Below are 14,047 nucleotides of genomic sequence, written 5' to 3'. Positions count from 1 at the left end.
TAACATGTCTGCTAAAAAACGAGGTTTAGGCCGAGGACTCGATGCACTTTTAAGTTCGTCAAAGCCTGCACCGAGCGCAAGCAAGGAACAAGACACATCAAACGTGACTGAAGCTGTAAAAAATGCAGCTGGGCCAAATAACAGTGAATTACAAAAACTTCCAATAGAGTTTTTACACTCTGGTAAATACCAACCTCGTAAAGACATGTCTGAAGAGGCGCTAGAAGAGCTTGCTAGTTCTATTCGCTCACAAGGTATTATTCAACCTATTGTTGTGCGCCCTATTGCACATGATAGCTTTGAAATTATTGCTGGTGAACGTCGTTGGCGCGCAGCGCAAATAGCTAAGCTTGAAACAGTACCCTGTATTATTAAAGATGTACCTGATGAAGCTGCCGTTGCGATTGCACTGATAGAAAATATTCAGCGTGAAGATTTAAATGCTATGGAAGAAGCAGTTGCACTTAACCGTTTACTAATAGAATTTGAATTAACACATCAACAAGTAGCTGATGCGGTGGGCAAATCACGTACCACAGTAACTAACTTACTTCGTTTAAATAATCTAAATAGTGATGTAAAAATTCTGTTAGAGCATGGCGATATTGAAATGGGCCATGCTCGTTGTCTTTTGGCTCTTGAAGGTGAAGCGCAGTCAGATGCTGCTCGTTTCGCTGTCGCTAAAGCATTAACAGTTCGAGAAACTGAAAAGCTCGTACGTTCAATTTTAGAACCTATACCTGCCAAAGAAATAACCGAAAAAGATCCAGATGTTAAGCAGTTAGAACAACAACTCGCTGAAAACCTAGGTGCTAAAGTAGAGATTAACTACAATAAAAAAGGCAAAGGTAAACTGGTTATTTCGTATACTAACCTAGATGAACTTGACGGCATTTTAAATCGTATCAATCACGACAATACCCACCATTAGTTTTCTACATGTCTAAAAAGGGACATTTGTAGCTATTTCGTGTTACAAAGCATCTACTCAAGTTGCAAAACTGGCAGGATTAAGTATAATTTCGCCAGTTTTCACACCCTAACAATTAGAACGCAATAAAGGTTAACTAAACGTGACTGATAAGTTAGCGAGTCCATATCGACTTGCCGTATTAAAGTTAATTTGCCTTCAGGGTGTTGTAGCATTAGTTGCTGCTGTAATTATTTTTTTTAGTTCGGGAGTCAATGCCGCGTTTTCATCACTCGCTGGTGGAGCTGTAGCAGTACTTCCGCACTTTGTATTTGCACTCTATGCATTCAGATATATGGGTGCAAGTCGAGCAAATCAAGCGTATGCCTCGTTGAAACGCGGCAACGGATTAAAGTTTATGCTAACAATTGTATTGTTTGCGCTAGTACTGAAGCATTTTCCGGTAATTTTATTACCCTTTTTTAGTACTTATATACTGGCGCTCTTTACTGGATTGTTCGCACCCGTTTTTTTTAAACATTAACTTTTGGGATATAACATGGCAGCAGAAGAAGTTACTCTATCTGGCCATATCCAGCACCATTTGACCAATGCTAAGATGTGTTCGACCGATACAGGTCTCGCCTTCAATAAAGCATGTACGGACAGTGGATTCTGGACATGGCATATAGATACCCTTGCATGGTCTATCGGTTTAGGTCTTATATTTTTATGGATCTTTCGTAGTGCCGCTAAAAAATCAACACTAGGTGTACCTGGAAAATTTCAGTGTTTTATTGAAATAATCGTAGAATTTGTTGGTGACAACGTACGCGATACTTTCCATGGTAAAAGCAAACTTATTGCACCATTAGCCTTAACGATTTTCGTTTGGGTGTTCTTAATGAACTTAATGGATTTAATACCAGTTGATTTCCTTCCAGCATTTGCAGGTTTCGTTGGTGAGACTGCATTTGGCATGGATTCACACGATGTGTACATGAAAATTGTACCAACGACTGACATTAATATGACTTCAGCGCTAGCGCTGGGTGTATTTATACTAATGGTTGGTTTTTCAATCAAAATAAAAGGTATTGGCGGGTTTATTAAAGAGTTAACGCTTCATCCGTTCAGCTCAAATAACATGTTTGTTCAAATTATTTTGATACCATTTAACTTATTACTTGAACTGATTGCACTCGTTTCTAAACCGTTTTCATTAGCACTACGTTTGTTTGGTAACTTATATGCTGGTGAGTTGATTTTCATCTTGATCGGCGCTATCGGTTTTATGCAACTACCGTTGCACTTTGTTTGGGCTGTATTCCATATTCTAGTTATTACATTACAAGCATTCTTATTCATGATGCTTACGATTGTATACCTAAGCATGGCAAGTTCAGATAATCACTAATTTTTAGATTTACAATTTTACTTTTACTTTTAACTTTACAATTGAAACTTTGGAGAAATAAATGGAAGCTTTAGAATTATTAACAGGCTTAAAATACATCGCAGTAGCTTTACTAATCGGTTTTGGTGCAATCGGCACAGCAATCGGTTTTGGTAACATGGGCGGTAAATTCCTTGAAGCATGTGCGCGTCAACCTGAACTTGCACCTTCGCTACAAGTTAAGATGTTTATTCTTGCTGGTCTAATCGATGCTGTAGCAATGATTGGTGTTGGTATCGCTATGGTATTGTTGTTCGTACTTTAATTTTATTTTTTGAACAGCTTACTATTTAAGGAGGAGCGGTTGTGAACTTAAACGCCACTCTTATCGGTGAATTGATTGCGTTTACGGTGTTCGTATTATTTTGTATGAAATACGTATGGCCACCACTAAACGGTGCAATTGAAGCTCGCCAGAAAAAAATCGAAGATGGTTTAGCTGCCTCTGATAGAGCCGAAAAAGACTTAGAACTTGCGCAAAAGAAAGCTGCTGAACAGCTTAAAGATGCAAAAGCTCAAGCGGCTGATATCATTGATCAAGCTAAAAAGCGTGCAGTGCTAATTGTTGACGAAGAAACACTTCGTGGTCAGCAAGAGCGTGAAAGTATCATTGCTCAAGGGCACTCTGAAGTTGAGTCTGAACGTAATCGCATAACAGAAGAGCTACGTAAGCAAGTAGCAACTCTGGCAGTGATTGGTGCAGAACGTATTTTAGAGCGTGAAATTAATCAAGCCGCACATAGTGACATCGTTGAAAAACTTGTCGCTGAGCTGTAATTAGGAGGGTATGAGCATGTCTAATTTGACTACTATCGCTCGCCCATACGCTAAAGCGGCTTTTGAACTTGCCGTTGAGAAAGGCACTCTAGAAAGCTGGAATGATATGTTGTTCTTTGCAGGCCACGTAGCCAGCAATGAACAAGCATCATCTGCTTTAGCAGGTATGCCTACAGCTACTGCACAAGCTGAATTATTTATTCAACTTTGTGCTGAGCAGCTCAACGAACAAGGTCAGAACCTAGTTAAGGTGATGGCTGAAAATGGACGTTTGACAGCTCTACCTGACGTTGCTGAGTTATTTGCTGAATTTAAAGCAGAATACGATAAAGAAATCGAAGTAGATGTGATTTCTGCAACTCCTCTTGTTGCTGCGCAACAAGAGTCATTGGTAGCGGCACTTGAAAAACGTTTCGCACGCAAAGTTAAGCTGAATTGTAGTGAAGACGCGTCAGTGGTTGGTGGACTTATTATTAGGTCTGGCGACACTGTAATCGACGGTACTATTCGCGGTAAATTAAGCCGCTTAGCTACAACACTACAATCGTAATTGGGAAAAAGAGCATGCAACTTAATTCCACTGAAATTTCAGATCTGATCAAACAACGTATTGAGAAGTTCGAAGTTGTAAGTGAAGCTCGTAACGAAGGTACTATTGTATCTGTTACTGACGGTATCATCCGCATCCACGGTCTTGCTGACTGTATGCAAGGTGAAATGATTGAGCTTCCTGGCAGCCGTTATGCTATCGCACTAAACCTTGAGCGCGACTCAATTGGTGCAGTAGTAATGGGTCCGTACGCTGACCTTACTGAAGGCGTAAAAGTATATACAACTGGTCGTATTTTAGAAGTTCCTGTTGGTCCTGGTCTACTTGGTCGTGTTGTAAACACACTAGGTGCTCCAATCGATGGTAAAGGCGCTTTAGATAACGACGGGTTTGAACCTGTAGAAAAAATTGCACCAGGTGTAATCGAGCGTAAATCAGTAGATGAGCCAGTTCAAACTGGTTATAAATCTATCGATGCGATGATTCCAGTTGGTCGTGGTCAACGTGAACTTATCATCGGTGACCGTCAAACAGGTAAAACTGCACTAGCAATCGATGCAATCATCAATCAAAAAGACACAGGCGTTAAGTGTGTGTACGTTGCGATTGGTCAAAAAGCATCTACTATTGCAAACGTAGTTCGTAAATTAGAAGAGCATGGTGCACTAGCAAATACTATCGTAGTTGTTGCATCTGCTTCTGAATCTGCGGCACTTCAGTACTTAGCACCGTTCGCGGGCTGTACTATGGGTGAATACTTCCGTGACCGTGGTGAAAACGCATTAATCGTATATGATGATTTGTCTAAGCAAGCAGTTGCTTACCGTCAAATTTCATTACTACTTAAGCGTCCACCAGGCCGTGAAGCATACCCAGGTGACGTATTCTACCTTCACTCTCGTCTTTTAGAGCGTGCATCGCGTGTAAACGCAGATTACGTTGAAAAGTTCACTAATGGTGAAGTGAAAGGTAAAACTGGTTCATTGACGGCATTGCCAATCATTGAAACTCAAGGCGGCGACGTTTCTGCGTTCGTACCGACTAACGTTATCTCTATCACCGATGGTCAGATCTTCTTAGAAACTGACTTATTCAACTCAGGTATCCGCCCGGCAGTAAATGCTGGTATTTCGGTATCGCGTGTTGGTGGTGCTGCACAAACTAAAATCGTTAAGAAACTAGGTGGCGGTATCCGTCTAGCCCTAGCTCAGTACCGTGAATTAGCTGCGTTCTCGCAGTTCGCGTCTGACCTTGATGATGCAACTCGTGCTCAACTTGAGCATGGTGAGCGTGTAACAGAGCTAATGAAGCAGAAACAGTACGCGCCAATGTCTGTTGCTGATATGTCTTTGTCGTTATTTGCTGCTGAAAAAGGCTTCCTTCAAGACATCGAAATTTCGAAAATCGGTGACTTTGAAGCTGCTTTACTTTCTTATGCAAGTAGCACATACGCAGAGCTTGTGGCTCAAATCAATGAAACTGGTAACTTAAATGCCGAGATCGAAGCGCAGCTTAAAGAACTTCTAACGAAGTTCAAGTCTACGCAAACTTGGTAATTTAGTTATTAATGGTGCGCTTTAGGAAACTAAAGCACACCTTGATTCGGAGAGAGAGTCATGGCCAGCGGAAAAGAGATTAAAAGCAAGATCGGGAGTATTAAAAATACTCAAAAGATCACTAGCGCAATGGAAATGGTTGCTGCGTCTAAAATGAAAAGGGCGCAAGAACGCGTTGCTTCAAGCCGTCCATACGCTAATAAATTACGTGAAGTAATTGGTCGTGTTGCTCAAGCAAATCTTGATTTTACTCACCCGTTCTTAAAAGAACGTGAAGTGAAACGAGTTGGTTATATTGTTATCTCTACAGACCGTGGTCTGTGTGGCGGTCTAAACTCAAACGAGTTTAAGAAAGTTGCACTTGATGTTAAAGCGTGGAAAGAAAAAGGTGTTGATGCTGAATTTGCTACTTTAGGTAGTAAAGCAGCTGGTTTCTTCCAACGTTTTGGTGGTCAACTACTCGCTAAAAAAGCGGGCCTAGGAGATAAACCTTCAGTACAAGATGTTATTGGTCCTGTAAAAATAATGCTTGATGCATTTTCTGAAGGCAAAATAGACCGTTTATTCTTGGTATATAACAAGTTCGTTAATACCATGAAGCAAGAGCCAATTATAGATCAGTTACTCCCTTTGCCAAAAGCTGAAGAAGAAGTATCTGCTCACACATGGGATTACTTATACGAGCCAAACCCAGAGGCTATTTTAGAGTCTTTGTTAGTACGCTTTATTGAGTCTCAAGCATACCAAGGTGTAGTAGAAAATGCTGCCTCTGAACAAGCTGCTCGTATGGTTGCAATGAAAGCTGCAACTGATAACGCAGGTGACCTTATGGATGAGCTACAGCTTGTTTATAACAAGGCTCGCCAAGCAGCAATCACACAAGAAATTAGTGAGATTTGTTCTGGCTCAGCAGCAGTTTAATGCTTCGGGTAAAGATTAACGAGAGGAATAGACATGAGTTTAGGTAAGGTCGTCCAAATTATCGGCGCCGTTGTGGATATTGAATTTCCACAAGATAGCGTGCCAGCGGTATACCACGCACTAAGAGTAACAGATGGCGATTTAGCTGGTTTGACTCTAGAAGTTCAACAGCAGCTAGGTGGCGGTGTAGTGCGTACTATCGCTATGGGTACTACTGATGGTTTACGTCGTAGTGCTTTAGTTATGAATACAGGTGAATCGATTCAAGTTCCAGTTGGTACTGCAACACTTGGTCGTATCATGAACGTACTTGGTGAGCCAATCGATGAAGCGGGTCCAATCGGCGAAGAAGACCGTATGTCTATTCACCGTGCAGCGCCTTCTTACGAAGAGCAATCAAGTTCAGTTGAACTTTTAGAAACAGGTATCAAGGTTATCGACCTTGTATGTCCGTTTGCTAAAGGTGGTAAAGTTGGTTTATTCGGTGGTGCCGGTGTTGGTAAAACCGTAAACATGATGGAACTTATCCGTAACATCGCAATCGAGCACAGCGGCTACTCAGTATTCGCAGGTGTTGGTGAGCGTACACGTGAGGGTAACGATTTCTACCATGAGATGAACGATTCAAACGTACTTGATAAAGTATCGCTTGTATACGGTCAGATGAACGAGCCTCCAGGTAACCGTTTACGCGTAGCGTTAACTGGTCTTACTATGGCTGAAAAGTTCCGTGACGAAGGTCGCGATGTACTTTTCTTCGTAGATAACATCTACCGTTATACACTTGCTGGTACAGAAGTATCTGCACTACTTGGTCGTATGCCATCAGCGGTAGGTTACCAGCCTACACTTGCTGAAGAAATGGGTGTGCTTCAAGAGCGTATCGCTTCAACTAAGACTGGTTCAATTACATCAATCCAAGCGGTATACGTACCTGCGGATGATTTAACAGATCCATCTCCAGCAACTACCTTTGCTCACTTAGACGCAACAGTAGTACTTTCACGTGATATCGCATCACTTGGTATCTACCCAGCGGTAGACCCACTTGATTCATCTTCACGTCAACTTGACCCACAAGTAATTGGTCAAGAGCACTACGATACAGCACGTGGCGTTCAAACAGTTCTTCAGCGTTACAAAGAACTTAAAGACATCATTGCAATCCTAGGTATGGACGAGCTTTCTGACGAAGATAAGCAACTTGTATCTCGTGCACGTAAAATCCAACGTTTCCTATCTCAGCCATTCTTCGTGGCAGAGGTGTTTACAGGCGCGTCTGGTAAATACGTATCACTGAAAGATACAATTGCTGGCTTCAAAGGCATTTTAAACGGCGAGTTTGATGAGCTTCCAGAGCAAGCGTTTTACATGGTTGGCTCTATCGAAGAAGCTCAAGAAAAAGCCAAAGGCATGTAACTAGGAGGGTAGTATGACAGCTATGACTGTACATCTTGACGTAGTAAGCGCAGAGCAGAGCTTGTTCTCTGGTCTTGTTGAATCGATTCAAGTATCTGGTAGTGAAGGCGAGCTGGGTGTAAACCTAGGTCATGCTCCACTACTAACTGCCCTTAAACCTGGTATGGTACGTTTAGTTAAGCAATATGGTCACGAAGATGTGTTATATGTTGCTGGCGGTACATTAGAAGTTCAACCAAATCACATCACGATTCTTGCAGATACTGCGGTTCGTGGTGAAGATTTAGATGAAGATTCTGTACAAAAAGCTAAACGTGAAGCTGAAGAACATATGGCGAATTCGTCAGCTGTTGAGTTTGATTATCAACAAGCGGCTACGCGACTGGCAGAAGCAGTTGCTCAGTTACGCGTAATTCAGCAATTACGTCACAAGTAAGCCTATCCGGTTTTGAAAAGCCCACTTTATGTGGGCTTTTTTGTGTCTGTAATTTAGATATTTAATAGCCGTTTTTTATAAATGCTAAATAATGGGTTTATCAGATTGTTATCTACACATTTACACTTATATCCTTAACCAATCCTCGCTACAATAACGCCATTCAATTAAGTGTGTTTTTCAGTCAAGATTCAGTACTAATAAACTAACCTACTGAGTATTTGCACAAGAAGTGATTTACGTAATCTTCTGATCAAACATAAAACTTATTTAGCTAAAACAACGAAAAAAGGAAATTGTTTTAATGGCTCTAACAACAGTTATTCTTGCTGCGGGTAAAGGTACTCGTATGCGCTCTGCTCTACCTAAAGTTCTGCACAACGTTGCAGGTAAACCAATGGTGCAGCATGTTATTGATAATGCGATGGCATTAGGTGCAACAACCACAAACTTAGTTTACGGACACGGCGGCGAACTATTACAAAAACAACTTGCTGATAACGATGTAAATTGGGTGCTCCAAGCAGAGCAACTTGGTACTGGCCACGCAGTAGCTCAAGCTAACCCACACATTAATGACGACGACTCCGTACTTGTTTTATACGGCGATGTACCACTTACAAAGCAATCAACGCTTGAGCGCTTATTAGCTGCAACACCTAAAAATGGTTTAGCGGTATTAACAGTTAATTTGGTTAACCCAAATGGTTACGGACGTATGCTGCGTGAAAATGGCAAGCTTGTTGGTATTGTTGAGCAAAAAGATGCAAGTGCAGAGCAGTTACTTATTAGCGAAGTAAACACCGGCATTATGGCGGTTAACGGTAAGCTTTTAAAAACATGGTTAGGCAATCTATCTAACAACAATGCACAAGGCGAATACTACCTTACAGATATTGTTGCTATGGCTCACAGTGAAGGTGTAGAGATTACTTCAGCGCAGCCAGATCATGCAATGGAAGTTGAAGGCGCAAACAACCGCGTACAACTTGCAGGCTTAGAGCGCGCTTATCAAGCATGGCAAGCAGAAGAGCTAATGTTAAATGGCGCAACACTTGCTGACCCTGCGCGTATTGATGTGCGTGGAACAGTTACCGCCGGTGAAGATGTACTTATCGACGTAAACGTTATTTTTGAAGGCACAGTCACTCTTGGTAACAATGTACAAATTGGCCCTAACTGTGTACTTAAAAACTGTACTATAGGCGATAACGTTGTAATAAAAGCTAATACCCTAATTGAAGATGCCACAGTTGCAGATAAATGTACGCTGGGTCCTTATGCTCGCCTTCGCCCTGGTGCTGTAATGGAAGAAGACTCGCACATTGGTAACTTTGTAGAGATGAAAAAAACCCGTTTAGGCAAAGGCTCTAAAGCTAACCATTTAAGTTACTTAGGTGATGCTGAAATTGGCGAAAAAGTGAATATTGGCGCTGGTACTATTACCTGTAACTACGATGGTGTTAATAAAGCAAAAACTATTATTGGCGATAATGCCTTTATTGGTTCTAATTCATCACTCGTTGCCCCAGTAAATATAGGCGCAACTGCAACAATTGGTGCAGGTTCAGTGATCACCAGTACTGTTGAAGATGATCAACTAGCAATAGCACGCTCTAAACAGCGTAATTTAACGGGTTGGAAACGCCCAGTTAAAAAATAACAATAGAGGCTACTTAGGTAGCCTTTTTATTTTAGTTGCAGTTTAAATTGCTCTTTATAGCGTCTAGATAGATTAAGTACTTTACCTGTTGTTAGTTTTATTTCACTGTCGCCACTGGGGAGTGGTGTAATGGACTCCACTTTATCGAGTTTTACGCCATGGCTGCGGTGAATTCTACAAAACCCCTGTACTTCAAGTTGTTTGCTCAATGCTGTAAGCGTTGCCCTTAACGGATATATGCGTGAGCCTATATGTAGGTTTACATAATTACCAGACGATTCAAGCCAATCAACATCCTCTATTTTTATAATGAATTCCTTTCCGAGTTTTTTAACTAATAAGCGATTTATGGTCGATGTTGTTTGCAGCTCACTTTCTTCAATTGAAGAGGCTTCACCTAGTAGTTGCTGCACCACATATTGATATACTTTGATAAGTACGATAAAAAACACAAAGCTTATAGCGTCTTTCTGGTATTCATAAATAAGCTCAAACCAACTAATTCCAAAGTTGTAAGACATATCATTTAACAAATATATGAATTTACGAGCCCCTACCATAATACCAACGTGTAACACGCTAAATATAATGGAGGCACCAAAGTACATACCTAAAGAGGCCGTAATGTTTTGCCAATTAAAAGGTAAGTATCTTAAAAACCCAATTAAAATAGGGAATATAAGCAAAGTACTCAAGGCACTTGAATACTCCCAAACAAATGGCTCCCACACTAAAAAAGTTAAAGCACCTTCTCTTTGGGCTTCCATTATTTGGGTTGTAGCATTTACTGTATTATTAATTAATACGTAAGCACACAGTAATACTGATGCGTAAATGCTTTGAAAACGTTGAAAGTGCTGTAGGTTCATAAATGTATGCTTATTGCTGATGTGGCACGCTTATCCCTGTATACCACCTTTTATCACTATTGCTTGTAATATAAGCACTTATAGGTAGTTTTAGCGAGAGCTTTAGGTATGAATAACGCATAACATACATAAAGTAGTAAAAGCATGAGCACTCAAGTACAACAACCTTCATTAATTAATTCGCGTAAATATTCTCTTGACTGGCTTAGGGTAATCGCATTTGCGTCGCTAATTTTTTATCACATTGGCATGTTGTATAGCGAAAACTGGGGATTTCATTTTAAAAGTAATTATACATCACAGTATGTTGAATATTTAATGTTGGTGTTTTCACCTTGGCGCATGTTGCTCATTTGGTTTATATCGGGCGTAGCACTGCGTTTTATGATTGATAAAGTACGCAGCTTTAAGTCTTGGTTACATTTCACCTTATACCGCTCTGTTTTTTTACTCTTACCCTTGCTGGTGGGATTATGGCTAATAGTGCCTTTACAGCTGTTTGCAGAAATGTCACAGCAAGGTGTTATTGATATTAGCTATTGGCAATTTTATTTAGCTTTTATAGAGACTAACAATACGCTGTTTAGTAATTATCAGCCTGGAGTATGGCCGAATGTGGATGTAAATCACTTATGGTATTTGCGCTCGTTGTGGCAGTTTATGTTGATCATTATTGTTTTAACTCTTTTTGCACGCTTGCCTTTTATTACGCCTTTAAAAACATTTGTTAAAGGGGGGGGGTCATTTGGGCTTTTAATTATCTTGCTCACTATTACCATACTATTTACAAGCCATTACTTAACTGGCGATTCAATCAGAGAAACTAATGGCTTTATGCTACTACTCGCCGGATACATACTTGCTAAAAACACTTATTTTTGGAACTGCTTGAATAAAAATTTGGTATTACTGGCTTTGAGTTTTTCGGTTTTGTTAGTACTTATAATATTAAGCTATCAAAAGGCGTTTACTCTCCCTCATTTTATTTTAAGCGGTAGCTACAATATTCAACGTATAGTAGGTGTGTTTTTTGTACTAGCGCTCGCTCACCGATTTTTAAATTTTAATACCTACTATTTAAAGCAACTCAATGCATGGGTGTTTCCCTTTTATTTATTGCATCAAAGCATTTTGATTATTTTGTGTTTTTTACTGCAACCTTTAAGTTTAGGGGCTGTTGTTGAGCCATTTATCATTATTACAGGAACTTGGTCTCTCTGCGGTGTCATAACATGGAGTATTACACGTATTGATGTACTTAGACTTTTGCTAGGGGTTGCAATTAAACGAGAGTATTCCTCGACTGTAAAAACGATTGGCTATACGGCCGCTTTAATTTTAATTACTCCGCTAGCGTATAAGCTAATTACTTAGAGTAAGAGGCTGTATTAAAATTGCCATAATCTTGTCATGCCTGTGTGTTGATATTTAGCAAATACAATACTAAGGAAAATCACATGTTTAAAAAATCAATTATCGCGCTGTCACTTATATCTGTTCTTACTGGTTGCTCACTTGATGGTGACGATGGTCAAAACGGTTCTCAAGGATTACAGGGAGAACAAGGCGCAGGTGGAACTAATGGGTTAAATGGTATAAATGCCAATTCAGCATTAAATATTAACCTTGTGGGTAGAGGTGTATTAAATGCACAAAGCCCAGAAGGTGCAGCTGAAATAGTTGCATATCAAGCATCTAAAAAATGGATTTACGCTATTAACAGTTCAGGTGATGATGCTATTGTTAATATTTTACCCGCCGACACCTTTGATACTGCCGCACTTGTTAAAGATAACGAAGGGGTTATAAGCGCCACTAACTTAACCTCGGTCATTACGCTACCTTTAAACGAGCACACCCAAGGCGATGCAAACAGCATTGCTATTGATGAAAACAATAATTTACTAGCGGTTGCAATGGCTGCTGAAAGCACGGGTGATGAAGGTCAAATTGCTTTTTACGATATAAGCGGCGAATCACCTGTCTTTATTAAAAATGTTACAGTCGGATTTTTACCAGACATGGTGACGTTCACCCACGATGGCGCAAAGGCAGTGGTTGCTAACGAAGGTGAACCAAGTGGCGACTACAGCGTAGATCCTGAAGGTTCTATTAGTATTATCGATATAACAAATAATGTAATAGCTGATACAGCAATAAATATTGATTTTAAAGCCTATAACAACAAACAAACCGAACTAGAAGCGCAAGGGGTAGTTTTTGCAAATCCAAATGGTCGTACTATTAACGGTAATCTAATAAATACCACAGTAGCTATGGATTTAGAGCCCGAGTACGTTAGCATTTCTAAAGATAACAAATATGCTTATGTATCTATTCAAGAAAACAATGCACTTGCAATAGTTAACCTACAAGACAACAGTCTTGAGCTAAAGGGCTTAGGCTTTAAAGAGTGGTCAAGCTTACAACTTGATGCCTCAGATAAAGATGGCGGCGTTAATTTTAAATCATACCCAGGGCTCTATGGTATGTACCAGCCCGATACTATCTCAAGCTTTAGTTGGAAAGGCGCTAACTTTATAGTCACTGCCAACGAAGGTGACGCAAGAGAATACTTTTTTGATACAACGGATGAAGCAGACTGTATAGCAAAGGGCGGACTTGATTACGATGAAGACGATGGCTGCTTAGCTTATATAGATGAAAGCCGCGTTGAAGACTTAACTCTTGCTGCTAATTTTGATTACTTAAATAACGACGATGATGATATTGGTCGCTTAAAAGTAACAACAATAAAAGGCGATACCAATAACGACGGACAATACGAATCGCTTTATGCTTATGGTGCACGTTCGTTTACCATTTGGGACAGCAATGGGCTGGTGGTGTTTGATTCAGGCGATGATATAGGTCGTATTACTGCATCGGTTCATGGTGAAGCGTTTAACAACAATGAAGATGAAAACAAAGGTGACTCACGTTCAGATGATAAAGGCGCAGAGCCAGAAGCGCTGACTATTGGTAAAATTGACGATCGTACATTTGCTTTTATAGGGCTCGAGCGTATGGGTGGGATTATGGTTTATGATATTACCAATCCATATAATGTGCAGTTTGAAGACTACTTCTATAATAGAGGCTTAATTAAAGACGCTAATATTACAGGCGATTTAGCGCCTGAAGGAATGGAATTCGTTCCAGCTGAGCAAAGTGCTACAGGAAACCCACTATTAATCGTTGGAAATGAAATATCAGGCTCCATTGCCGTATGGGAAATAGCATCTAAATAAACCTTTAATTTAAAATAAAGCTGTGTGTTGTTTGTTTAACATACAGCTTAGTTTAAACCTTACTAATACCTCATCAATAGATACATATGTTGTGCGTGTTTTTTAAACTAAAAGTATCCTGTAGCCCTTTATTTGTATAGCTTTCATACTAAATTCATTTAATTGTCAAAAAGCTGAAATAAAACATTGACCCCCGCTCGAATCTCCCTATAATGCGACCCCACTGAGACGGGAAACGC

14 protein-coding genes are annotated in these 14,047 nt (G+C 40.2%); 13 read left to right on the top strand and 1 reads right to left on the bottom strand.

Annotation, left to right across the window (positions count from 1 at the left end; all coding sequences use genetic code 11):
* Positions 1-4 precede the first annotated feature (4 nt).
* The 11 genes from L655_RS0108530 to glmU all read left to right on the top strand — a co-directional run bounded on the left by L655_RS0108530 (position 5) and on the right by glmU (position 9,688).
* Complete coding sequence (locus L655_RS0108530) at positions 5-931, top strand: ParB/RepB/Spo0J family partition protein (RefSeq protein WP_024604759.1); 927 nt, start codon at positions 5-7, stop codon at positions 929-931.
* A gap of 142 nt (positions 932-1,073) precedes the next feature.
* Positions 1,074-1,454: an ATP synthase subunit I gene (locus L655_RS0108525; RefSeq protein ID WP_024599965.1), complete on the top strand. Its 381-nt coding sequence runs from the start codon at positions 1,074-1,076 to the stop codon at positions 1,452-1,454.
* Between the two features lie 15 nt (positions 1,455-1,469).
* On the top strand, positions 1,470-2,327 hold the full coding sequence (atpB, locus tag L655_RS0108520; protein WP_004335244.1) for a F0F1 ATP synthase subunit A: 858 nt from the start codon (positions 1,470-1,472) through the stop codon (positions 2,325-2,327).
* Between the two features lie 61 nt (positions 2,328-2,388).
* On the top strand, positions 2,389-2,631 hold the full coding sequence (gene atpE, locus L655_RS0108515; protein ID WP_007585980.1) for a F0F1 ATP synthase subunit C: 243 nt from the start codon (positions 2,389-2,391) through the stop codon (positions 2,629-2,631).
* Positions 2,632-2,672: 41 nt separating this feature from the next.
* Complete coding sequence (gene atpF, locus L655_RS0108510) at positions 2,673-3,143, top strand: F0F1 ATP synthase subunit B (protein ID WP_004335264.1); 471 nt, start codon at positions 2,673-2,675, stop codon at positions 3,141-3,143.
* 16 nt (positions 3,144-3,159) lie between these two features.
* Positions 3,160-3,693 carry a F0F1 ATP synthase subunit delta gene (atpH, locus tag L655_RS0108505; RefSeq protein ID WP_004335267.1) on the top strand — a complete coding sequence of 178 codons (534 nt, stop codon included), beginning with the start codon at positions 3,160-3,162 and terminating at the stop codon, positions 3,691-3,693.
* A 14-nt stretch (positions 3,694-3,707) separates the two neighbouring features.
* On the top strand, positions 3,708-5,249 hold the full coding sequence (gene atpA / locus L655_RS0108500; protein ID WP_024599968.1) for a F0F1 ATP synthase subunit alpha: 1,542 nt from the start codon (positions 3,708-3,710) through the stop codon (positions 5,247-5,249).
* A 60-nt stretch (positions 5,250-5,309) separates the two neighbouring features.
* Positions 5,310-6,170 (top strand): F0F1 ATP synthase subunit gamma, encoded by an 861-nt coding sequence (gene atpG / locus L655_RS0108495; protein ID WP_024597176.1) that lies wholly within the window; start codon positions 5,310-5,312, stop codon positions 6,168-6,170.
* A 33-nt stretch (positions 6,171-6,203) separates the two neighbouring features.
* The gene (gene atpD, locus L655_RS0108490; protein WP_024604758.1) at positions 6,204-7,589 is read left to right on the top strand and encodes a F0F1 ATP synthase subunit beta; all 1,386 of its coding nucleotides are present in this window, start codon (positions 6,204-6,206) and stop codon (positions 7,587-7,589) included.
* A gap of 13 nt (positions 7,590-7,602) precedes the next feature.
* On the top strand, positions 7,603-8,025 hold the full coding sequence (locus tag L655_RS0108485; RefSeq protein WP_004335277.1) for a F0F1 ATP synthase subunit epsilon: 423 nt from the start codon (positions 7,603-7,605) through the stop codon (positions 8,023-8,025).
* Positions 8,026-8,329: 304 nt separating this feature from the next.
* On the top strand, positions 8,330-9,688 hold the full coding sequence (glmU, locus tag L655_RS0108480) for a bifunctional UDP-N-acetylglucosamine diphosphorylase/glucosamine-1-phosphate N-acetyltransferase GlmU (protein ID WP_024604757.1): 1,359 nt from the start codon (positions 8,330-8,332) through the stop codon (positions 9,686-9,688).
* 26 nt (positions 9,689-9,714) lie between these two features.
* Here the strand turns inward: glmU and L655_RS0108475 are convergent, their stop codons facing one another.
* Positions 9,715-10,557, bottom strand: a complete 843-nt coding sequence (locus L655_RS0108475) for a LytTR family DNA-binding domain-containing protein (RefSeq protein ID WP_024604756.1) — start codon at positions 10,555-10,557, stop codon at positions 9,715-9,717.
* A 144-nt stretch (positions 10,558-10,701) separates the two neighbouring features.
* Between L655_RS0108475 and L655_RS0108470 the strand changes: the two genes are divergently transcribed.
* Both L655_RS0108470 and L655_RS0108465 read left to right on the top strand, forming a co-directional pair.
* Entirely contained in the window at positions 10,702-11,931 is a 1,230-nt protein-coding gene (locus L655_RS0108470; RefSeq protein ID WP_024604755.1) for an acyltransferase family protein, read from the top strand.
* An 83-nt stretch (positions 11,932-12,014) separates the two neighbouring features.
* On the top strand, positions 12,015-13,808 hold the full coding sequence (locus L655_RS0108465) for a choice-of-anchor I family protein (protein ID WP_024604754.1): 1,794 nt from the start codon (positions 12,015-12,017) through the stop codon (positions 13,806-13,808).
* Positions 13,809-14,047 lie beyond the last annotated feature (239 nt).

The sequence above is a fragment of the Pseudoalteromonas sp. TAE79 genome, assembly GCF_000498015.1.
GTDB lineage: Bacteria > Pseudomonadota > Gammaproteobacteria > Enterobacterales > Alteromonadaceae > Pseudoalteromonas.
This window is presented reverse-complemented; position numbering and strand designations above follow the sequence as displayed.